General features: G+C 47.6%; 19 protein-coding genes and 1 pseudogene. 1 reads left to right on the forward strand and 19 read right to left on the reverse strand.

Features of this window, described 5'->3' with window-relative positions; all coding sequences use genetic code 11:
• The 10 genes and pseudogenes from Q384_RS13735 to gltX form a co-directional block, all read right to left on the reverse strand.
• A pseudogene (locus Q384_RS13735) lies at positions 1 to 255 on the reverse strand (IS1595 family transposase); the annotation flags it as partial.
• Positions 256 to 292: 37 nt separating this feature from the next.
• The gene (folK, locus tag Q384_RS02325; protein WP_037585739.1) at positions 293 to 817 is read right to left on the reverse strand and encodes a 2-amino-4-hydroxy-6-hydroxymethyldihydropteridine diphosphokinase; all 525 of its coding nucleotides are present in this window, start codon (positions 815 to 817) and stop codon (positions 293 to 295) included.
• The gene (pcnB, locus tag Q384_RS02330; RefSeq protein WP_037585740.1) at positions 814 to 2,154 is read right to left on the reverse strand and encodes a polynucleotide adenylyltransferase PcnB; all 1,341 of its coding nucleotides are present in this window, start codon (positions 2,152 to 2,154) and stop codon (positions 814 to 816) included. Before pcnB ends, folK begins: the two co-directional genes overlap by 4 nt.
• A gap of 238 nt (positions 2,155 to 2,392) precedes the next feature.
• On the reverse strand, positions 2,393 to 3,976 hold the full coding sequence (locus Q384_RS02335) for an inorganic phosphate transporter (RefSeq protein ID WP_051940321.1): 1,584 nt from the start codon (positions 3,974 to 3,976) through the stop codon (positions 2,393 to 2,395).
• A gap of 417 nt (positions 3,977 to 4,393) precedes the next feature.
• Positions 4,394 to 5,749: a glutathione-disulfide reductase gene (gorA, locus tag Q384_RS02340; RefSeq protein WP_037585741.1), complete on the reverse strand. Its 1,356-nt coding sequence runs from the start codon at positions 5,747 to 5,749 to the stop codon at positions 4,394 to 4,396.
• 68 nt (positions 5,750 to 5,817) lie between these two features.
• Complete coding sequence (map, locus tag Q384_RS02345; protein WP_037585742.1) at positions 5,818 to 6,594, reverse strand: type I methionyl aminopeptidase; 777 nt, start codon at positions 6,592 to 6,594, stop codon at positions 5,818 to 5,820.
• A 73-nt stretch (positions 6,595 to 6,667) separates the two neighbouring features.
• Positions 6,668 to 7,462 (reverse strand): indole-3-glycerol phosphate synthase TrpC, encoded by a 795-nt coding sequence (gene trpC, locus Q384_RS02350; RefSeq protein WP_037585743.1) that lies wholly within the window; start codon positions 7,460 to 7,462, stop codon positions 6,668 to 6,670.
• A 20-nt stretch (positions 7,463 to 7,482) separates the two neighbouring features.
• Positions 7,483 to 8,475, reverse strand: coding sequence for a YheT family hydrolase (locus Q384_RS02355; protein WP_051940313.1), 993 nt, complete (start codon positions 8,473 to 8,475; stop codon positions 7,483 to 7,485).
• The gene (gene yjgA, locus Q384_RS02360) at positions 8,465 to 8,983 is read right to left on the reverse strand and encodes a ribosome biogenesis factor YjgA (RefSeq protein ID WP_037585779.1); all 519 of its coding nucleotides are present in this window, start codon (positions 8,981 to 8,983) and stop codon (positions 8,465 to 8,467) included. Before yjgA ends, Q384_RS02355 begins: the two co-directional genes overlap by 11 nt.
• Positions 8,984 to 9,118: 135 nt before the next feature.
• Entirely contained in the window at positions 9,119 to 10,513 is a 1,395-nt protein-coding gene (gene gltX / locus Q384_RS02365) for a glutamate--tRNA ligase (RefSeq protein ID WP_037585744.1), read from the reverse strand.
• 141 nt (positions 10,514 to 10,654) lie between these two features.
• Here gltX and Q384_RS02370 point away from each other — a divergent pair, with 141 nt between their 5' ends.
• Entirely contained in the window at positions 10,655 to 12,268 is a 1,614-nt protein-coding gene (locus Q384_RS02370) for a YdgA family protein (protein ID WP_051940314.1), read from the forward strand.
• Positions 12,269 to 12,353: 85 nt separating this feature from the next.
• Here Q384_RS02370 and Q384_RS02375 read toward each other — a convergent pair whose 3' ends face one another.
• The 9 genes from Q384_RS02375 to Q384_RS02415 all read right to left on the reverse strand — a co-directional run bounded on the left by Q384_RS02375 (position 12,354) and on the right by Q384_RS02415 (position 21,293).
• Entirely contained in the window at positions 12,354 to 13,694 is a 1,341-nt protein-coding gene (locus tag Q384_RS02375; RefSeq protein ID WP_051940323.1) for an FAD-binding oxidoreductase, read from the reverse strand.
• A gap of 90 nt (positions 13,695 to 13,784) precedes the next feature.
• Complete coding sequence (gene rnhB / locus Q384_RS02380; RefSeq protein ID WP_037585746.1) at positions 13,785 to 14,405, reverse strand: ribonuclease HII; 621 nt, start codon at positions 14,403 to 14,405, stop codon at positions 13,785 to 13,787.
• Positions 14,402 to 15,574 (reverse strand): lipid-A-disaccharide synthase, encoded by a 1,173-nt coding sequence (gene lpxB / locus Q384_RS02385; RefSeq protein WP_037585747.1) that lies wholly within the window; start codon positions 15,572 to 15,574, stop codon positions 14,402 to 14,404. Before lpxB ends, rnhB begins: the two co-directional genes overlap by 4 nt.
• The gene (locus Q384_RS02390) at positions 15,571 to 16,620 is read right to left on the reverse strand and encodes a quinone-dependent dihydroorotate dehydrogenase (protein WP_037585748.1); all 1,050 of its coding nucleotides are present in this window, start codon (positions 16,618 to 16,620) and stop codon (positions 15,571 to 15,573) included. Before Q384_RS02390 ends, lpxB begins: the two co-directional genes overlap by 4 nt.
• Positions 16,621 to 16,769: 149 nt before the next feature.
• Positions 16,770 to 17,051: a hypothetical protein gene (locus Q384_RS02395; RefSeq protein ID WP_037585749.1), complete on the reverse strand. Its 282-nt coding sequence runs from the start codon at positions 17,049 to 17,051 to the stop codon at positions 16,770 to 16,772.
• A gap of 10 nt (positions 17,052 to 17,061) precedes the next feature.
• On the reverse strand, positions 17,062 to 17,928 hold the full coding sequence (lgt, locus tag Q384_RS02400) for a prolipoprotein diacylglyceryl transferase (RefSeq protein WP_037585750.1): 867 nt from the start codon (positions 17,926 to 17,928) through the stop codon (positions 17,062 to 17,064).
• A gap of 109 nt (positions 17,929 to 18,037) precedes the next feature.
• Positions 18,038 to 19,378: an argininosuccinate synthase gene (gene argG / locus Q384_RS02405; protein WP_037585751.1), complete on the reverse strand. Its 1,341-nt coding sequence runs from the start codon at positions 19,376 to 19,378 to the stop codon at positions 18,038 to 18,040.
• Positions 19,379 to 19,497: 119 nt separating this feature from the next.
• Positions 19,498 to 19,800, reverse strand: a complete 303-nt coding sequence (locus Q384_RS02410; protein ID WP_037585753.1) for an antibiotic biosynthesis monooxygenase — start codon at positions 19,798 to 19,800, stop codon at positions 19,498 to 19,500.
• A 311-nt stretch (positions 19,801 to 20,111) separates the two neighbouring features.
• Positions 20,112 to 21,293 (reverse strand): DUF6161 domain-containing protein, encoded by a 1,182-nt coding sequence (locus Q384_RS02415; protein ID WP_037585754.1) that lies wholly within the window; start codon positions 21,291 to 21,293, stop codon positions 20,112 to 20,114.
• Positions 21,294 to 21,427: the final 134 nt, after the last annotated feature.

Genomic DNA, 21,427 nt, shown 5'->3' on the forward strand with positions numbered 1-21,427 from the left:
CTTACCGCGCACCCGCTTGGCACCGAAGTAACTTTCATCGGCTTCCAATTCCCCGTTGAAAGGCGTATTTTGCAAACAATACGTAAAAATTCGCAACCTAATCTTTGTGTATATTCGATTGATTGACTGACGACTGATTCCGGTTAATTTTGCGGTTTGAGAGGCAGTTAAATCAAGCGAAAAACACTTGATAATTTGCCGCATTTTTGCATCAGAAAGTGACGAACTTTTTTGGTACTTGCAAACCATTGCCATGACTCCTTTTTAGACATTTTAATGCCTTGTTTGGTTGTCATGTCCCATACAATTTCTCAGGCAGCCTGATAATTTCATTTTCCGATAAATTTTGACTCAGTGCATGAGCCAATTCATCGGCACGTCCTCGTTTGGGTAAAACATGGTCGGGGGCAATTTCCGCCAAAGGCAGCATAACAAAAGCGCGTTCATGCGCACGCGGGTGTGGTAAGGTTAAATCAGAGTCATCGTTGCATTGCCCGTCGTAGTCAATCATATCCAAATCCAATGTGCGCGGCGCGTTGCGAAAGGTACGCACCCGTCCGAAACGGTTTTCGATTTGGTGTAATTGTGCCAATAATTCATGTGCCGATAATTGGGTGTGCAGCAAAGCAGCAGCATTAATAAAATCAGGCTGATTCAGATAGCCCACCGGTTTTGTTTGATAAAGGGAGGAAACGCGAAGCAAACGGCTGTGCACCAATGCCGATAAAGCGGTAACTGCTGCCTGAATGTGTTGTTTTGGGTGGTCTAGATTACTGCCCAAAGCGATTATTGCAGTGTGCCAAACGGGTTGATTCATGATTCACTCGTTGCATCAGCCGGTTTCTTTTTGGGTTTACGCCGCCGTTTTTTCTTGGGAGCGTCTGCTTCGGTTGCTTGGGCTGCCTGAATCATGGTTTCTCGCTCGGTGTCGTCAGCGTGCTGAAAACGCTGCCACCAGTCAACAATCTCCGCATCAATTTCATCCGCTTGGGAACGCAGCACCAAAAAATCAAAAGCGGCACGAAAGCGCGGCTGTGTTAATAAACGAAAAGGACGTGCGCCGCGCCGATATTCAAATTGCGGTTGCAGCAACCAAATTTCACGCATGGTGGCACTGAATCGCTGCGGAATGCCCCAGCCTTTGTCCATGCGCTCGCGCATCATGCTGATGGCTTCGTTCAGGGCGGGTGCGGCTTTTGTTTGTTGTTGTTTTTCTTGCCACGATGAATACAGCTGCGGCCAGAAAACCGCTGCCAGCACAAATCCCACCGATACCGATTGATCTGCGCGAAGCCGGCGGTCAGTATTGTGTAAAGCCAGAGATGCTATGTTGTTATTGTCGTCTGCTGCCGTCAATAGAGCATCAAGCAGCGGGTGCGCTTTGCCGCCCAAACCGAGCCGATTGATTTGTTCCAAGCAGGCTTGTGCGCTGCCTGAAAAAATAATTTTCATGATTTCGTCAAACAACCGTGCTATCGGTTCACGTTGCAGCAACGCGGCGCATTGTGCAATCGGTGCAGCGGTGTCAGCATCGACTTCAAATCCCAATTTGCCCGATAACCGCGCCGCACGCAACATACGCACAGGGTCTTCCAAATAACGCGCTTCGGGTTTGCCAATCATCACCAAACGTTTGGCGCGAACATCGGCAACACCATGATGGTAGTCCAGCACAACTTGATGCGTGGGGTCGTAATACAAAGCGTTGCAGGTGAAGTCGCGCCGTGCCGCATCTTGCGCCATTGTGCCGAAGCTCGCGTCTTTCATAATGCGACCGAGCTCGTTGTGGCTGTGGATATTGCCGCCGCGGAAAGTGGTTACTTCAATGGTTTCCGAACCCACCATAACATGCACAATCGGAAAACGCCGCCCGATAATACGGCTTCGGCGAAACAGTTTGTGTACTTCTTCGGGTGTGGCATCGGTAGCGACATCAAAATCTTTCGGCTCAATTCCCAGCAACAAATCGCGCACCGCACCGCCCACCACAAAAGCCTGAAAACCCGCTTGCTGTAAGCGGCTAATCACTTTTTCAGCGGCAAAGCTAATGGTATCAGCGTGGATATGATGTTCAGACAAAGGCAATACTTGTTTGTGTGCAGCGTGTTTGGCTGAACGTTTCGGCAAAACTTTGTGTAACCATTTTTTCAGCATGACGCAACAGGTGCTTTCCAAAAGAAACTATAAGATGATTGATTATAATAAAAAGTGGGTGCAAGGGCGATAAAAGACGGGATTACTTTCATAACAATACAAATCAGGCTACCTGAAAAATGCAGCGGCGCAGTAATCCATTATTCAATAATTAAATTGTAAACAATGGGTTTTTGCGCCGTTTATGTCAGTGATTTTTTTTGATAAAACATACACTAAGAGCGAGTTTATCGGTGCTTTAAAAGACAGCACGCAAACCAAAAAATACCAATGCCGATAAAATTGCCGCCGAGGGCAAGGTAACAATCCACGCCAAACCAATCGGTTTCATCAATTGCCAATTGGCATTGCGATTCACTAAGCCGATGCCCAAGACTGAACCCACTAAAATATGGGTGCTGGATACGGGCAGACCCATAAGTGAAGCCAGCATCACTACTGATGCAGCAGATAATTCAGCAGTGAAACCGGAAGAAGGGTGCATTTCTGCCAGATTTGTACCGATGGTTTGAATCACTTCTTTGCCGATAAACCACAAGCCAACGATCAGGGCAATGCCAAAAGTGAGCATTACCACCGTGGGGATAGGGGATTGCGTGCCGATATTGCCGGTTTTAATCACGTCCATGATTGCGGCAAACGGACCGATTGCATTGGCAATGTCATTTGCGCCGTGGCTGAATGCAAAGCCGGAAGCGGAAAACACCTGCATCCAACTGAACATCAGAAAGGTAGATTTGTTCAAGTCTTTACGTTTTAAGGTTTTGGCATAAATAAAAGTTGCCAGCCAAATCAATGCCCCCAGCATACCGATAATTAAGCAGGTATGCAAAACCGATAATTCCAAATGCAGATTGGACAAACCTTTGAACATCAGCATGGCGGCAATCATCATCCCGCCAATGGCAGAAATCAACGGTACCCAATGATGCAGTGATTTGTAGGTATCAATTTCGTTTTTGCGCTGCTCAATTTCAGCCAGCCCGCGATAATATTCCGATTCCAACTCCTCGTTTTGGTAATCCGGTTCGGAATAAATCTGCGCATCTCGCGCCATGGCAGATGCGGCAGAAATTTTATCGGATTCATTTAATTGCTCAAAACGGTTTTTATGCTGTTCTTTAAAGGCTTTTTTATCGCGTTTAATTTGTTTGAGCTGTATTTCAACTTTATCGTTGTAGTCCAAAACATGCTTTTTGATTTGTCCGAACAATAAGTACGCCATCGCGCCGCCAAGTAGCGGCGACAGCACCCACGAAATGGCAATTTCACCGATTTTCGACCATTTCACCAAAGATAAAGCACCTGGTCCGTCGGTTAGTAAAAAGCCCAAACACAGGCTGCTGCCGATAATACCGCCGATAATGGCGTGGGTGGTGGATACCGGCAATCCTTTTTTTGTGGCAAACAAGAGCCACAAAGCGGCGGCAAGCAAGGCAGACATCATCAGAAAAATGAATTGTGTCGGCTCCATAGGCAATGCCGACAAATCCACAATGCCTTGCCGAATGGTTTTGGTAACCTCTCCGCCGGCAATCACCGCACCCGACACTTCAAACACTGCCGCCACACCCAAAGCCTGCGGCACGGTGAGCGTACCCGCACCCACGCTGGTGCCGAATGAATTGGCAACATCGTTGCCGCCGATATTAAACGCCATAAACACACCAAACAGCGTTGCCAAGACAAACAACACGGGTGATTGATGGTTGGTGTAGTTTAATCCCCAAAAAATAAAGTAAGCCACCATACCGATAAGCAAGGCGGCGAAAGCATAATTGACACGAGTAAGGCGCAATGACTGCGGACCGGCAGAAACCATAATCTGTTCCAGAAAAATAATATTTTTTGTGGGCGGCATCATAGCAAAAACACCACCGCAACGCTTCAATTTAAATCAAAATAGTGTTTAAAAAATACGCCGCCAAGGTGCTGCGGCAAAGAAAATCGGCATCACGCCCGCTTGATTAAGATAATTTTTCAGTTTTATTGACGTTACAATTAAAAACATCGTGTGAGCAGATGCTTGCTTATGGATTAAGACATAAGACAAGGAAAAATTTTTGCTTATACAATCAAGGCGTAATATGCAGCTGCGCAATGGTTCAAAATGATGACGACCAAAGTAATGCGGTAATAATAATCAATTGTGGTTTTTCTGTTTTCTGAGGCTGCCTGAAAACTTCAGGCAGCCTTTATTTATTGCCTTGAAAATAGAAAGAAATAAAATTATTCATGCTCAGCGCATGGTAACAAATTCTTCTGAGCCGGTTGGGTGTATGGCAACGGTGTTGTCAAAATCACGCTTGGTTGCGCCCATTTTGATTGCCACCGCAAAGCCCTGAATCATTTCGTCCACACCATAGCCGATGCCGTGCAAACCCACAATTTTTTCTTCGCTGCCGACGCACACCAGTTTCATGCGGCATGGTTGGCGGTGTTGGGTAACGGCGGTGTACATTGAGGTGAATGATGATGTATAGACTTTGATTGCCGCATCGCCGTATTGCGTGCGTGCTTCGGTTTCAGACAGCCCAACCGTACCGATCGGCGGGTGGCTGAAAACCACGGTTGGAATCAGGGTGTAATCCATGTGTTCGTTTGGTTTGTTGTTGAATAAACGCTCTGCCAAACGCCGCCCCGCCGCCACCGCAACCGGTGTTAATGCAATTGCACCAGTGTTGTCGCCCACGGCGTAAATTTGCGGGGCGGCAGTGTTTTGAAAAGCATCAACCTGAATATAGCCGCGTTCATCGGTACTTACATCGGCGGCGGCTAAATTCAATTGGTCGGTAACGGGTTCTCTTCCAATTGCCCAAATCAAAATATCGGTGTCAAGGGTGCTGTTATCACTGAGATTTAAGGTTATGCCGCCGCTGTGATTGCGTTCTGCGGCGGTAACGTCAATGTGCCGTTTTACATGGATACCGGCGGTTTGCATGGATTCAAGCAGGGTATCTGTAAGCAGGGTATCGAAACTGCGTAAAATGCGTTCGCCGCGCACCAATAAATTCACGTGAACACCCAATTGTTGGAACACGCCCGCCAATTCCACTGCCACATAGCCTGCGCCGGCAATGGTAATGCTGTTCGGCAATTGTTGCAGTGCAAATACGCCGTCGGAATTGATGCCGAGCGATGCGCCGGGAATGTCGGGAATACTTGGGCGGCAGCCGGTGGCGATTAAAATATGGTCGGCACTGATGGTTTCTCCGTTAACTTCAACGGTGTTGCGGTTCACAAAGCGGGCAAAACCGTTAATCACTTCTACATTATTGCCTTTTAAAACGCGTTGGTATGATTCATGAATGCGTTGGATATAGGCTTGGCGGTTTTTTACCAGTTTGGCGAAATCAAAGTGTTTGAGTGTTACGTCAAAGCCGTAGTCAGATGCGTACAGGTGAATGGCTTCGGCAATTTGCGCACCGTACCACATCACTTTTTTCGGCACGCAGCCGACGTTCACGCAGGTGCCGCCCAGTGCTTTGGCTTCGATTAAGGCGCATTTTTTGCCGTAGGAAGCGGCGCGGTTCACGGAGGCAATGCCGCCGCTGCCGCCGCCGATAACGAGGTAATCAAAATGGCGGTGAGTCATATTATTATTGTCCTTGAATGTGTGTGGTTAGGCTGCCTTATATATTGATATATTGACCTGAAAAATATTTATGGTTTACCGGTGGCAGGGCTGATGGTGAGGATTTCATAACCTGTGTCGGTTACCAAAACTTCGTGTTCCCATTGCGCTGAAAGAGAGCGGTCTTTGGTAACCACTGTCCAGCCATCGGCAAGGATACGCAAATGGCGTTTGCCTTGGTTAATCATTGGCTCAATGGTGAAAATCATGCCGGGTTCCAGTTTGATGCCGCTGTTGCGTCTGCCGTAATGCAAGACTTGCGGCTCTTCATGAAAATCTCTGCCGACACCGTGTCCGCAAAATTCTTGCACCACAGAATAGCCTGCGTTTTCTGCGACTGTTTGACAGGCATAGCCGATGTCGCCGAGTGTTGCGCCGGGTTTAACCGCTTCAATGCCCGCCATCATGGCGTCGTGGGTAATTTTAATCAGCCGTTTGGCTTGCGGGCTGACTTCGCCGACAGTAAACATGCGGCTGGAGTCGCCGTGAAAACCATTTTTGAGAATAGTGATGTCTATGTTTAAAATATCGCCGTTCTTCAATGGTTTGTCATCAGGAATACCGTGGCAAATCACGTGGTTGATGGAGGTGCAGCAAGATTTTGGGAAAGGCGGATTGCCGTAGCCCAATGTGGCGGGAACACCGCCTTGCACGTTGATGTGGTAGTCGTGTATCCGTTTGTCCAATTCATTGGTGCTTACGCCGGGTTTGATGAATGTACCGATGTAGTCGAGTGCTTCTGCCGCCAAACGGCCGGCAATGCGCATTTGTTCGATTTCTTCCGGGGTTTTGATCACCACTGCCATGTTGTCAATCCTTTTGTGTATTGTGGTTTTCAGGTAGCATGTTTATTGGCTGCCTGAAAAGCAGATTGTTGTTTTAAACGTGCAGTAAATTCGATAATTCGGCTTCGATATTGTCGGCACGCATTAAGGTTTCACCAATTAAAAAGGTGTGTATGCCTTGATTTCTCATCATGCGAATATCATCAACAGAGGTGATGCCGCTCTCGGTAACCACCGTTTTTCCTTGTAATTCCGGTTTGCTCATCATGCGTAAAGAGGTTTTTAAATTGACTTTAAACGTGGTTAAATCGCGGTTGTTGATGCCCCACAGCGGTGTTTTCATGCCCCTGCATTTTTCCAATTCGCTTTCGTGGTGCAGTTCCAGCAACACTGCCATGCCCAATTCATGGGCAATGCTTTCCATTTCCAAGAGTTGTTCACGCTCTAATATGGCGGCAATCAGCAATACAGCATCGGCATCCCATGTACGGGCTTGGTAGATTTGATAGGGGTCTATCATAAAATCTTTGCGTAAAACAGGCAATTTGGTGGCACGGCGTGCTTGGTACAGATACAACGCATCACCTTGAAAATATTTTTCATCGGTTAATACCGACAAACATGCCGCGCCGCCGCGCTCATAGGCTTGGGCGATGGAAACAGGGTGAAAATCTTCACGAATAATGCCTTTGGACGGGCTGGCTTTTTTCACTTCGGCAATTACGGCTATTTGGCGGTTTTGGTGTTTGCTTTGAATGGCACCGATAAAATCACGGGCAGGAGGACGATCTTGTGCTTTGGCACGAATATCCGCCAAGGGTTCTTTTGCGGCGGCAGCCAGTACTTCTTGGGTTTTGGTGGTGATAATTTGAGATAAAAAATTGTCCATAACCATATCCTTAATCAGGTTTAGAGTTGATATTTAAAAAAACGAAGCACGGTTTCAGGCAGCCAGCGTATGTGTCCGCGCCCGCTGCCGCTGACAAAACCGGCATGACCGCCGTGTTTGGGCTGCAATAAATAAACGGCGGCAGAAACATCGTGTTTGCTCGGCAAGGCTTCAGCCGGCAGGAAAGGATCGTTTTTTGCGTTAATCAGCAGGGTGGGTGTTTTAATTTCCGGTAATAAAGGTTTGGCGGCACTTCGGCGGTAGTAGTCGTATTTATTGGCAAAACCATGTACCGGAGCGGTGAATGTGTCGTCAAAATCACCGAGTGAACAGCTTTTTAAGACGGCAGCCAAATCAACATCAGGATAAGAGCCGATTTCCGCCTGCACTTTGGGCAGCAGCGTTTTGAGGAAATAGGGTGCATAGATGCGGCGGTTTAAGCCGCGTTCCAAAGCGATGCTGCCTGCCGGTAAATCTATGGGTGCACTGACCACGGCAGCGGCACAGCATAAGGCATTTTCACCGTTTTCCGCCAGATATTTTGCCAAGGCGTTGCCGCCCAAAGACACGCCGACAGCAAATAAAGATCTTTGCGGATACAAATCATGAACCGTGCGAAGTATATGGGCAATTTCGTTGCTGTCGCCGCAATGATAAGCCACAGGTGCGGTGTTGGGAACGCCGCCGCAGCCGCGGAAATGCGCCACGCAGCCCTGCCAGCCGTATTTGGCAACGGTGTTCATCAGTGCGCGGGCATAATGGCTGCGGCTGCTGCCTTCCAAACCATGAAATAAAACCACCAGCGGTGCAGTTTGGTTGCTGCTGTCAATGTGGTCGTAAGCCGTTTGGGTAAGCCCTGTACTGTCTGCATGAAGGCTGCGCCGATAAGGAGGTATGGGTTCGGCAACGGCTTTTGCCCAAATGGTTTGCGCATGTGCGCCGCAAAGCCATGCAGGGCTTTGGTAGCGTGGCAGTGTGTTTAATAAGGCTTTGTGCGGGCAGTCAGACGGCATCGGTTTCGTTGATTTCTTGGCGCAGTTGCTGAAACAGGGCGCGGAATGCTTTGGGTGGTTTTTGCTGTTCGCGCTCTTTGCGGGCGTTGCGTATCAATACACGCAAGGCGGCAATATCAATGTGAGGGTGTTTGCCGATTAAATCGGTGAGTGCATCATCGTTGTCAATCAGCCGCTCACGCAGCATTTCCAGCCGCTGCATATAGGCATTGTGGGCATTATTTTCTCCTTTGAGTTTTGCCAAATAGGCTTCAATGGGCGCAGGATCAATTTCACGCATTAAGCGGCCAATGTATTGGGTTTGCCGTTTTAATGCGCTGTTGGAAGTAATTTTTTTGTGTGCCAGCACGGCTTGCAGCAAGTCTTCAGGCAGCCCGATTTTTTTGAGTGTATCGGGTGCAAGTTTGGTTAAGGCAACACCCAAGTCTTGCAGTGCGTCCATTTCCTTTTTCTTTTGGGTTTTGCTGACCCAAACCGCATCGGTGTTTTGTTCTTCAGTGTGATTCATGTGTTCATATTCAATAATGGCATCGGGAAAAATAGATGATGCTGTCAAAAAATTGCTTTACCAAAAATAGCGTAACTTATTTTAACGGCTGCCTGAAACCCGTTTTTCAGGCAGCCTTATAATAAGGCGCAGCCGTTACTCGCGGATTCGCCGCAATACTTCTTCACGCCCAATCAGAGCCAAAACGGCGTCAATTGACGGAGTTTTGCTCGTTCCGCATACGGCCAAACGAAGAGGCATGCCAAGTTTGCCCATTTTAATGCCTTCATCATCACAAAATGGTTTAAATAAAGCATGAATGTCTTCTGCTGTCCAGTTGTTCAGGGCTTCCAAGCGTTCGGCAAAACGCAGCATACGCGGCGGTGCGTCATTGTCCCAATGTTTGGCGGTTTCTTCTGCCGTTGGTGTGGCTTTGGCATAGAAATAGGCGCATTCATCGGCAAGTTGGTTTAAATCTTGCACCCGTTCTTTCACCAGCTTGATGATGTTTGCCAAAGCGGGTTGTTCCTGTTCTTCGATGCCGCGCACGTGTAAACGCGGGCGCACCATTACTGAGAGCACGTCATCAGCGGTGTTTTTGATGTGCTGTGCGTTGAGCCACAGCAGTTTTTCATGATTAAAACGGCTGGCAGACGGGCTGACATCTGCCAAATCAAACCAATCAATAAATTGTGCCATGCTGAAAAATTCATCGTCGCCGTGTCCCCAGCCCAAGCGTGCCAAGTAATTGAGCAAGGCTTCGGGCAAAATGCCTTGGCGATCATAATCCACTACGCTGACGGCATCGCGCCGTTTACTCATTTTTGCACCGCTTTCATTCAAAATCATCGGCAGATGCGCGTATTGAGGTAAAGCGGCTTTCATGGCTTTTAAGATATTGATTTGCTTTGGTGTGTTATTGACGTGATCATCGCCGCGAATCACGTGGGTGATGTTCATGTCAAAATCATCGACCACAACGCAGAAATTATAAGTGGGGCTGCCGTCGGCGCGGGCGATGATTAAATCGTCTAATTCATGGTTGCTGATTTCAATATGCCCTTTAACCAAGTCGTCCCATGCAGTGATGCCGTCTAAAGGCATTTTAAAGCGCACCACAGGCGGAATGCCTTCGGGAATGCAGGGCAGGGTTTTGCCGGCTTCGGGACGCCAGCGGCGGTCATACCAAAAATGCTCGCCTTTTGCCTCTGCTTGGGCGCGCATGGCTTCCAATTCTTCTTTGGTGGTGTAATCGTAATAAGCGTGTCCTGCTACCAATAATTCTTGGATCATGGCTGCGTAGCGGTCGAATCGTTGAGTTTGGTAAAAAGGGCCTTCATCGTAGTCTAAACCCACCCAGTGCATACCGTCCAAAATTGCCTGTACCGATTCGGGCGTGGAACGATCCAAATCGGTGTCTTCAATTCGCAAAATAAATTTGCCTTGATTTTTTTTGGAAAATGCCCATGAAAACAAAGCAGTGCGCACGCCGCCAATGTGCAGATAACCGGTGGGACTGGGTGCGAAACGGGTGCGTATATTGCGGCTCATAACAAATAATCCGTTAAAAATTTATAAGCATATTATTGTACGCGTAAGAACACAATTAAAAAACTGCTTTGTTGCAGCGCGTAAATGGGTGTTTGGTGTTATCCTTAGAGCTATTTTGAAACGCGATTATTTGCACGAGTTATGAACAAGAAAACTTTAATCAAATGGGGAATCGGCGGTGCGGCAGCGGTATTGGTGCTGATGATTGCCTTGGTTATTCCTTATTATTTGGGCATTAAAGCCGAACAAAGCCTGAAACAGCAATATGAATTGCTGGCAAATACTTCTTTTTTGAGTGTGGAAAAACACGAATACCGGCGCGGTTGGTTCTCGTCTTCCGAAACCACGGTACTGCGTTTTAAATCCACGTTTTTGGCAACCGTTCAGCAGCGTTTGCCCGAAAATGTGCGAAAAATTTTGCAAGAACCGATTACTTTACAAGGAAATGTGCGCCACGGATTGTTTGCAGGCAGCCTGAAACCGGTGCGTGCGCGCATTGATACCGACGTTCAGTTTACGCCCGAAGTAAAACGCACGCTCACGCGTTTTTTTGAGCAGCAAACTCCGATACAGCTGCGCAATACACTGTCGCTCACAGGCGGCGGTCAATGGGAAATTAATATGCCGGCTTTTGACTATGAGGAATTGTCCGGTATCAAACTGGTGTGGCAGGGTTTACAAAGTAAAGCAAATTATGATGCTGATTTTCAAAGTTATGATATTCACACGCAATCACCGGGCTTGAAATTAACACTTGCTGATTTCGGTGAAATGTCTTATCAGGGTTTAGACATCAATACCCATACCGAACATGGGCAAAATGGCTTGGCTTTGGGCAATAGCCGCGTATCCTTAAAGCAATTAGATGCACAATGGGGCGATGGTGTGAACTACGATATTCGTCTGAATGAATTGATAAATATGGTCAGCGAATTACAAATCGGTGCGTTCATCAATCCTGTTGGCAGTGTACCGCCCGGGAAAATTGTTGTTGAAGATTTGTCATTTGCAACGCACATGCAAGAGAGCGGTGAATGGATTAACAGCAACGGCAGTTTTGAATTTGGTAAATTGCGCTATGGCAGCGATGAATACGGTCCGCTCGTTATTGATGCTGCTGCTGAACATTTACAAGCCAAAAGTTTGCTGGCATTGAAAAACAAATTGCTTGAATTGTCTGCCCAAAAAATGCCTGAAGAAAAAATGCGAGTTGCTCTGATTCAGGCAGCACGTGAACAGGGTTTGGGTTTATTTACCCACAACCCTGTGTTCAAACTCAATCAGTTTCATCTGCAAATGCCGCAAGGCGTGGTGGCTGCGCATGGCTCGCTTGCGTTGACAGGTCTGGAAGCAGCGGATTTACACGATGCCCGCAGTATCGTGCGCAAAACCGATGCCGTTTTTGACTTGCAAATTCCCGATAAACTCTTGGAAACAATGGCAATCGGGCAAATGCGTAACCTCATCAGCATTGCACCCGGCGAAGACAGTGATGCCATTCAGGCTGATTTAGATGAAACCATACGTTTAATGGTGAGCAGTACCATTCGTGTTTTGGTTCAAGACGGCTATATCACCTCCGATAAAAATCTCATCAAAACCACCATTCAAGTTAAAGACAACCGCTTATTGCTTAACGGTAAACCTTTTGAGCGTGAAGCGGAAACCAATGCGTGGGAGAACGAAAGCGATACCGCATCTATGCCGAAAACACAGAGTAATGCTGCTTCGGCAGTATCCGCCGGCGATAAATAAACTTGCTTGACTTGTGGGTTTATACCCGTGGAATAAACAAAATGAAACCCGCGCACGTGCGTATTAGGCTGCCTGAAACACATTGTTATACATCTGTTTCAGACGGTAATAATTTACCTGGGTTCATTATGTTGTTGGGGTCGAAAAAGTGTTTCTGTGATCGCATCCACGCGATCTCTTCAGCCGTGCGCACACGCGGCAGCCAATGGTTTTTGATTTGCCCGATACCGTGTTCAGCGGCGATACTGCCGCTGTGTTTTAATACACACTCATAAACCAAAATATTAATGTGTTCCTCAAAACGATAAACATCATTGCCTAATACTTCGGGCAGAAACACGTTGTAGTGCAGGCTGCCGTCGCCCAGATGACCGAATACCACGATATTGGCATGCGGATAAGCCTGCTGAATAATCGGTTGGCATTCGGCAATAAAGTCAGCAACAGCGGCAATTGGCAAAGATATATCGTGCTTGATACTGGCACCCAAATTGCGCTGGGCAGCAGAGATATTTTCTCGCAATTTCCATAAATTTTGCCGTTCTTGTTCCGATTGGGCGATTACTGCATTGAAACAATCAGCATCAGATAAGACTTCAAACAATTGTTCTTGATGATTGGATACACAGGGCAAGCTATCGCTGATTTCCATTAACACATGCCAAACAGCTGAAACCGGCGGATTTAAACGGCTGTAACCAGCAGACAATTGCAAAGCATCATTGCTGATGATTTCAAAACTGCTTAACCGCTCGGCAAAATAATTTTTAACAGCAGCAAGCAAAGACAAGGCTGCCTGAATATTGTCAATGCCTGCCCACGCGGTTAATACACTGCGCGGCGGTGCAAATAGCTTGAGCGTAGCGGCGGTGATGATGCCGAGCGTGCCTTCCGAGCCGGTGATTTGCTGTTGCCAAGCGTAGCCTGTGGTGTTTTTGTGCAAAGGCTGTAAATGGCTGACCAATTCACCGCTGGGCAATACGGTTTCCAAACCCAGCACCAAATCGCGCATCGTGCCGTAGCGCACAACATTCAGTCCGCCCGCATTGCAGGCAATATTGCCGCCGATTTGGCACGATCCCTCACTGGCAAGGCTTAAAGGGAAAAAACGTTCTGCTTTTTGAGCAATGGCTTGTACTTGTGCCAACACCATGCCGGCTTCAACCGTTATGGCATTGTCTGCCAAATTCAGTTCACGCAAAGCATTCAGCCGACTGAGCGACACAATAAACCCTTTGCCGCCTAAGCGTGCATGAGGTGTCGCACCGCCACACAATCCGGTATTGCCGCCTTGCGGGGTAACGGGAATATTCTCATGAAAACAATAACGCATGAGGGCTTGAACATCAGACACGGTTGACGGTTGCAGCACTGCCCACGCATCAGCTTGAAAGCGGGCGCGCTGGTCAATACAAAATACCGCCATATCGGACTTATCGGTAATAAAACGGGTATTCGGTAAAATTAGGGATAGAGCGTTCAGGTGTTGTGCGGGCATATTCAATCGAATTTCAATTTATTCAAACAATCGTCCTTGCGCAATCAAGGCTCTGACAGGAGCGAAATCTTGGCGGTGTTGGGGCAGTACACCATAACGCTGCAAAGCCGCCAGATGTTGTGCCGTGCCGTAGCCCTTGTGCCGATCAAACCCATATTGCGGATAACGTTGTGCCAAATCATACATTTCGGCGTCGCGCGCGGTCTTTGCCAAAACAGAAGCAGCAGAAACAGCAGCAATTTTGCTGTCGCCTTTAACCACTGCTTCAGCCGGCACAGATAAATCGGGCGGTATGCGGTTACCGTCTATCCACACTTTTTCAAGGCGCAACGGCAAGGCGTTTACAGCGCGTTTCATCGCCAGTAAAGCGGCATGCAAAATATTGTATTGATGAATCTCCGCAACATCAGCATAAGCCACAGCATAAGCGGTGGCTTGTTGTTTGATTAACACCGTTAAATCATCGCGTTTTTTTTCAGACAGCTTTTTGGAATCAGTCAACCCCGGTAAATCAAAGTGAAGTGGCAGTATGACAGCGGCGGCAAACACACTGCCAACCAAAGCACCGCGCCCGGCTTCATCGACACCGGCGTGCTGCGGCGAAACAGCATAAACTGAAACCGATGGTATCGAACTCATAACCGCGCCTTTGTGTGTGCCAATACCGCTTCGGCAGCCAGCGCGGCAGTGTCTTTGCGTAAAGACTCATGCAGTTTTAAAAAATCGTTTTGTAAAGCAGAAACTTCTTGTGGTGATTGATACCAATGGCACACGGCATCAGCGAGTTTTTGCGGCGTGGCATCATTTTGCAGCAATTCCGGTGCGACTGCTTTATTCAGCAAAATATTGGGCAAGCCCACATACGGCACTTTAATTAAACGCTTAACCCACATATAGGTAAGCGGTGAAATACGGTAGCTGATAACCATTGGGCATTTGCACAATGCCACTTCCAACGTAGCGGTGCCGCTGGCGACCAATACCGCATCGGCGGCAGTAGATGCCATATCGGCATGTGCGCGAATGGGTTGAACGGGCAAATCATAAAATTCATTTTGCTGAAGTATGATTTGTGCCAATTGCCAAGTGGCGCGGGTTGCCAGCGGCAATAGAAACCGAGCATTTTCGTGCTGCTGCCAAATTAAGCGGGCGGCATGAAGGAATAGGGGCAGCATGTATTCAATTTCGCTGACGCGGCTGCCCGGCATCAAAACAAATACGGGTATATTTTGATTGATACGCAGCTGCTCACGCGCACGGGCTTTATCGGCGTGTAACGGCAGTGTTTGTGCCAAAGGGTGTCCGACAAACTGCGCTTGCCCGCCTGCTTGGCGGTATAAGTCCGGCTCCATGGGAAACAGGCACAAAACTTCATCTGTTTGGCGAACTATTTTTTTTACACGCCCGCGCCGCCAAGCCCAGACCGATGGGCTGACATAATGTACCGTCGGTATTCCCGCTGCTTTCAGTTTTTCCGCCACACCGAGATTAAAGTCGGGCGCATCAATGCCCACAAAAACATCGGGGTGTATATTGGTTAAACGGTGAATCAAGCCGCGGCGAATGCGCATAATTTCAGGCAGCCGCTTGAAAACTTCGGTTAAACCGCGCACTGCCAGCCGTTCTTGATCATAGAAGCTGTCCATGCCTTCGGCTTTCATGCGCGGACCGCCGATGCCGACAAACTGTGCATCGGGGCGGTGTGCTTTAATGGCGGCAATTAGATGCGCACCCAATGCGTCGCCCGAGGCTTCACCTGCACACAGGGCAATGGTCAGCGGGCGGTTTGAAGTGTCAGCCAAATTCATGATGTATGTACCGAAGATGAGTCTGAAGCCACGGCGGCACAGGCACGGATACAGTCATGAACCAATGCGGGTCCTTGAAACACCAGCCCGCTGTAAACCTGCACCGCAGACGCACCCAAAGCCAATTTGTTTGCCGCATCAGCAGCAGAGACAATACCACCCACACCGATTAAAGGAATTTTGCCGTTTAAATGCTGCGCCAGTTCGCGTAAAACGCGGTTGCTCTTTTCGCGTACAGGTAAACCCGATAAACCGCCGTTTTCTTGCGCTAAAGAATGCGGGCTTAATGCGGATTTATCAATGGTGGTGTTGGTGGCAATGATGCCGTCGATTTCGGTTTGTACGGCAACTTCGGCGATGGCGGCAATTTGGGCTTCGTCTAAATCCGGTGCAATTTTAACCGCCAGCGGCACATAACGTCCGTGTTGGCTTGCCAGCTGTGTTTGGCGGTTTTTCAGGCAGCCTAAAAGTGTTTGTAATTCGTCTTCACTTTGTAAACTGCGCAGATTTTGGGTGTTGGGTGAGGAAATATTCACGGCGATGTAGCTTGCATGCGGATAGGCTTTTTCCAAACAAATCAAATAATCGGCAGCAGCATTTTCGATTGGTGTGGCGGCATTTTTACCGATGTTGATGCCCAATACGCCGCGAAAGCGGCTGGTTTGAATATTGCGGATTAAGGCATCAATACCGTGGTTATTAAAACCCATACGATTGATAATGGCTTGTTTTTCAGGCAGCCTGAATAAACGCGGCTTGGGATTACCCGCCTGCGCTTTGGGTGTAACCGTGCCCACTTCCAGAAAACTGAAGCCAAGTGCTGCCAGTGCATCAATACATTCGCCGTTTTTGTCTAAACCCGCCGCCAAGCCAACCGCATTGGGCAAATCCAGACCCATGAGTTTAATCGGTTTGCCTTGCGGTGTTTTGGGTATGCTGAAGCACAATAAACCCATTTTTTCAGCACGTTTTAAGGCGGCAAGTGTGAGGTGATGCGCTCTTTCGGCATCTAAGGAGAAGAGCAGGGATTGGAATAAAGTGTACATGGCGGGTGCGGTGAAAGTAATCAAGAGGGCAGTGTGAACGAAACGGCAATCACGATGAGGTAAACAAATTACCCAATATCATACAGGGAATTCGTTGAAAGCCGTCGCAATAAGTTACTCATCAATGTATTTAATTGTGAATAATGGTTTTACGCGATGTGCTTAGACAACAATATCAATGGTAATAAGATTGCCCACATCATCAGAATTACACATTGAATAACAAGAGTATTGTCTTGTTTTTTAATGCCAAGCATTACACCGGTAATGGCAATAAATGCTGAAATAAATAAAATCAATACACCGACAAAAGCCACCGGATTTTGTGCTTGCCAATTGAGTGTAAATAACAGGCTGCCCACTAAATTTACGTAAAACGCGGCTTGGCGGTAGGTGCGCGGATTCACCCAAAAGTCGGTTTGGAATTTCATGCTGTTTTCTTTATTGAGTTTTGGAATTTGTTTTGTGTTTTCCAAAATACACAAACAATACTGCACCCAAAATCATCATGGGTAAGCTGAGCCATTGTCCCATGGATAAATTAAAACGCAGCAATCCCAAGAAGTTATCCGGTTCGCGGGCGAATTCGGCAATAAAGCGGAAAAAACCGTAGCCGAGTAGAAACAGTGCAGCAACTTGCCCTGCGGGGCGTAGTTTTTTGGAAAACAGCCACAGCAATACAAATAAGGCAATGCCTTCTAAGGCAAATTGATACAGCTGCGACGGGTGGCGCGGCAGCAAGTGAAATTGTTCCCAAACAGAAGCCCATTGCTGCGGGTTTCGCACCACCGCAGCGGCATCTTCCGCTTGTGCATGCGGAAATCCCATTGCCCAAAAAGCATTGGGGCTGGTAAGCCGCCCCCATAATTCACCGTTGATAAAATTACCGATGCGGCCGCTTGCCAAGCCCAGCGGCACGAGCGGTGCAATAAAATCAGCCACTTGAAGAACAGGAAGATGATGTTTTCGGGCAAATAACCACATGGCACACAACACGCCGAGGAAACCGCCGTGAAACGACATGCCGCCTTCCCATACTTTCAAAATAGAAAGCGGGTTTGATAAATAAAAATCAGGCTGGTAAAACAGCACATAGCCCAAACGTCCGCCGAGGATAACGCCCAAAATGCCCCATGTTAAAAAATCATCAAGCATATCGTTGGTAAAAACGGTATTGCCTGTGCGTATGCGCCGACGTCCAAGCCAAATGAACAGAACAAAACCCACGATGTAGCTGAGGGCATACCAGCGAATGGCTAAAGGACCCAGTTGCAGCAGCACCGGATCAAAATTGGGGTGAATCAACATGCTGTAGTGGCTTTCGGAATGTTTCAGGCTGCCTGAAAATCAATTAGGGAATATTGCGGCGCGATGATTGAGTATCACGCGCCGAAAAGCCATGAGGTACTTTGTGAACCTATTCATTGCCCAGCTGCGGCAACACGGAATCACTGCCCAAGGACAGCAATCCTGTTTTTGCATAGACATTCAATTTGGCGCGGGTATCGCTGATGTCGAGGTTGCGCATGGTGAGCTGTCCGATGCGGTCGGCAGGTGTAAATGCGGCGTTTTCCACTTTTTCCATACTCAAACGCTCAGGTTGATAAGTGAGGTTGGGCGATTCGGTATTCAGAATGGAATAATCGTTGCCGCGCCGCAATTCTAATGTAACTTCACCGGTAATCGCTTTTGCCACCCAGCGTTGTGCGGTTTCGCGCAGCATCAGTGCTTGTGAATCGAACCAGCGGCCTTGATACAGCAGCCGTCCCAGCCGCAAGCCATTGATGCGGTATTGTTCGATGGTGTCTTCGTTGTGAATGCCGGTGAGCAGGCGTTCATAAGCGGTGTGCAGTAATGCCATGCCCGGGGCTTCGTAAATGCCGCGTGATTTGGCTTCAATGATGCGGTTTTCAATTTGATCGGTCATGCCCAAGCCGTGTCTGCCGCCGATGCGGTTGGCTTCTAAAAACAAAGCGACAGGATCGGCGAATTCTTGTCCGTTCAGGGCAACGGGTACACCTTCTTCAAAGCGCACACGCACTTCTTCCGCTTTAATCGCTACATCATCACGCCAAAACGCTATACCCATAATCGGGTTTACGATTTTGACGCTGCTGTTTAAAAATTCCAAATCTTTGGCTTCATGGGTTGCCCCGAGCATATTGGAATCGGTGGAATAGGCTTTTTCTACCGACATTTTGTAGTCAAAACCATTGGCAATCAGAAACTCCGACATTTCTTGGCGGCCGCCCAATTCATCGATAAATTGTTGGTCAAGCCACGGTTTGTAGATGCGTAAATCGGGATTGGTAAGCAAGCCGTAACGATAAAAACGTTCAATATCATTGCCTTTGTAGGTAGAACCGTCGCCCCAAATATTGACATTGTCTTCTTTCATAGCCGCCACCAGCATGGTGCCGGTTACGGCACGACCCAGCGGTGTGGTGTTGAAATAGGGCATGCCGCCGGTGTGTATGTGAAACGCACCGCATTGAATTGCGGCAATACCTTCATGCGCCAGTTGGCTGCGGCAATCAATTAAACGGGCATTCTGTGCGCCGTATTGCGTGGCTTTACGCGGAATGGCTTCATAATCGCTTTCATCGGGCTGCCCTAAGTTGGCGGTGTAGGCAAAGGGTAATGCGCCTTTGAGTTTCATCCACAATAAGGCGGCGGAAGTATCCAAACCGCCGGAAAAGGCGATGCCTACTTTTTGACCGACGGGCAGGTGCTGCAATATGGTGGCGTTCGATGGCATGTTCAGTGTTCCTTAATCAAACAAAATAAATTGTTTACTGTTTGTGTGATGTGCTTATGGGTACGTTTTCAGGCAGCCTGAATGATTGATTTTTAACGACAATAAAAACAGAGATTGGTTTAAATTTCTGCATTCAGCCAATACATGGCGGCTTTTACTTCTTTGATGTAGTCGGGCTGTTCGGCAGGTTTGTTTTGGTGTGCGGCGAGGTGTTCCGGGCTTTTTTTCCATGCCTTATAGGCTTCTCGGCTTTGCCAGAAAAATACTGCTTTTACCGTAATGTATTCCTGCTTGCTGTCTTGCTGCCAAATTTGCTTTTTTAATAAACCATCAGGGCAAAAATCAGTGCGGTTAAAGCGTTCGCTGATTTTATCGGCATAAGCTGATACAACCAAAAATGATTTTTCTTCGATGAATACCATAACGGCGATTCCTTTTTTTTACTTAAGTAGGCAATGTATTTTTCAGGCAGCCTGTTTCGGCGGCATTGATAATTTGTGCGTTTTCGGCGGGTTTGTGGTGTGTTGCGTGGATGATAAATAACATCAGCATGGTCTGATGTAATCTGCTGAATATGAAAAAACCATAAGGCGGAAAATTAAGTAAATGTGTTTATTCCAATAAATCGTCAAATTTTATCATAAAAAATCGCAGCGCATACTATATTGATACATGAAGAACCGTATCGTGGGCAGACAAGTTTTTCAAAGTGACTAAGGCCGACGTCTTAGGATTATTTCTGAGCAGTTTTGCTGATCAGAATATCAAACCAATGCACGGGCGGTGCATCATCAACAGCAGTTACAGAAGATGGGCGGAACAGAGAATGAAGGATAAGGATACGGTCATTCTCTTTAATCATGGGTTCTCCATTTCGGTCTTCACGCATCAATGCAAGAAAGGTCTTAACCATCGTTTCACGTTCACGAGCGTCTCGACTCATCTGCAAGTTTTCGGACAGTAAGCGACTCAGCATCTTCAGAACCCAAACTGCGGCAAAAGCCGGAATCGCAATTGGAATCAAGGTTAAGATGATGGAAGCTCCCTTGGCTGTGTCAGATAAATTTGGTATATATTTTATGAATCCACATATGGATAGACCCAACACAATAACGAAAGCCACGGCGAAGGCAATGGCTACATAGAGGTGTTTTTGTGCGCGATCACCCCAATACTGTGTGGGAGCCAACAGTGCCAACTGCTCGTCGTAGACTCTTTTGAGTCCCTCCCAGTCGGATTCCATTTTCTTCTTGAGCGTATTCCACTGGTCTTCTCGATCCGAATGCGTTTGGTGGTCTTGTTTTTGCTGCTCATCTATGGCATTGGTCTGTTCTTCAAATGCGGTGCGAATTTCGTTCAGACTGACTTGGAATTCATTTTTCAGCGCGGTCAATTCCTTGCGTTGGGGAAGTAACCAATCTTTGGTGCCTTTACTACGGCTGTTGAACAGAATGAGGTCAATCAGTGTTTTAATGGAAATACCAGAGGAGATCTGCTCAAGCATTTGAGAAGAATCGCTCCTAGCCGTCAAGTAGAGTAGGCCGGCCACATTAAGATTGTCCTTAGCCATGTCTGCGATGACTGGGTAAATTGCATAATCAGAGGTTATAATTTTCCCATCTCTGATCAGGTTGAAAGAATCCATCAGGGTCCGGTTAAATTGCCGTGCACTCTGCTCCTGACTTGAGGCTAACATACGCTTAAATTCATTCAAAGCTTGGCGGGCATTTACATAAAAGGTGTGCTGATTCTTCCAGCAGGTTCTCAGGGTTTGGTTCATGGACGTGCCATCATTGTCCTTCCAGAATGGCTCCTCGGAATCCAGCCACCGCTCCAGATCTTCGGTGGTTTGAAAGTGAAGCTCTCGTAGTCCACCATAAACGGTTACTTTGATTTCTGTTAGTAGCTTTGGCATTACATAACCTCCGTCTGACGTTTATCTTTTACTCGCAATTTATCGAATGGTAACAGTGCTTGGAAATGCTTACAAAAAAATTGCAGCAGGTACTATTCAGCTTATTGTTTTAGGTGTAAGAATTTCTCGCGTTG

This window comes from Stenoxybacter acetivorans DSM 19021 (assembly GCF_000745895.1).
GTDB classification, from domain to species: domain Bacteria; phylum Pseudomonadota; class Gammaproteobacteria; order Burkholderiales; family Neisseriaceae; genus Stenoxybacter; species Stenoxybacter acetivorans.

Excerpts from the sequence above, each read along its gene's own strand:
- Q384_RS02335 (WP_051940321.1), bottom strand. The coding sequence starts at position 3,976 with ATGGTTTCTGCCGGTCCGCAGTCATTGCGCCTTACTCGTGTCAATTAT.
- map (WP_037585742.1), bottom strand. The coding sequence starts at position 6,594 with ATGGCAGTGGTGATCAAAACCCCGGAAGAAATCGAACAAATGCGCATT.
- Q384_RS02390 (WP_037585748.1), bottom strand. The coding sequence starts at position 16,620 with ATGTACACTTTATTCCAATCCCTGCTCTTCTCCTTAGATGCCGAAAGA.
- Q384_RS02370 (WP_051940314.1), top strand. The coding sequence starts at position 10,655 with ATGAACAAGAAAACTTTAATCAAATGGGGAATCGGCGGTGCGGCAGCG.
- Q384_RS02410 (WP_037585753.1), bottom strand. The coding sequence starts at position 19,800 with ATGGTATTCATCGAAGAAAAATCATTTTTGGTTGTATCAGCTTATGCC.
- Q384_RS02415 (WP_037585754.1), bottom strand. The coding sequence starts at position 21,293 with ATGCCAAAGCTACTAACAGAAATCAAAGTAACCGTTTATGGTGGACTA.
- trpC (WP_037585743.1), bottom strand. The coding sequence starts at position 7,462 with ATGGACAATTTTTTATCTCAAATTATCACCACCAAAACCCAAGAAGTA.
- argG (WP_037585751.1), bottom strand. The coding sequence starts at position 19,378 with ATGCCATCGAACGCCACCATATTGCAGCACCTGCCCGTCGGTCAAAAA.
- lgt (WP_037585750.1), bottom strand. The coding sequence starts at position 17,928 with ATGTTGATTCACCCCAATTTTGATCCGGTGCTGCTGCAACTGGGTCCT.
- Q384_RS02375 (WP_051940323.1), bottom strand. The coding sequence starts at position 13,694 with ATGGCGGTATTTTGTATTGACCAGCGCGCCCGCTTTCAAGCTGATGCG.
- Q384_RS02355 (WP_051940313.1), bottom strand. The coding sequence starts at position 8,475 with ATGCCGTCTGACTGCCCGCACAAAGCCTTATTAAACACACTGCCACGC.
- gorA (WP_037585741.1), bottom strand. The coding sequence starts at position 5,749 with ATGACTCACCGCCATTTTGATTACCTCGTTATCGGCGGCGGCAGCGGC.
- lpxB (WP_037585747.1), bottom strand. The coding sequence starts at position 15,574 with ATGAATTTGGCTGACACTTCAAACCGCCCGCTGACCATTGCCCTGTGT.
- pcnB (WP_037585740.1), bottom strand. The coding sequence starts at position 2,154 with ATGCTGAAAAAATGGTTACACAAAGTTTTGCCGAAACGTTCAGCCAAA.
- folK (WP_037585739.1), bottom strand. The coding sequence starts at position 817 with ATGAATCAACCCGTTTGGCACACTGCAATAATCGCTTTGGGCAGTAAT.
- yjgA (WP_037585779.1), bottom strand. The coding sequence starts at position 8,983 with ATGAATCACACTGAAGAACAAAACACCGATGCGGTTTGGGTCAGCAAA.
- gltX (WP_037585744.1), bottom strand. The coding sequence starts at position 10,513 with ATGAGCCGCAATATACGCACCCGTTTCGCACCCAGTCCCACCGGTTAT.
- rnhB (WP_037585746.1), bottom strand. The coding sequence starts at position 14,405 with ATGAGTTCGATACCATCGGTTTCAGTTTATGCTGTTTCGCCGCAGCAC.
- Q384_RS02395 (WP_037585749.1), bottom strand. The coding sequence starts at position 17,051 with ATGAAATTCCAAACCGACTTTTGGGTGAATCCGCGCACCTACCGCCAA.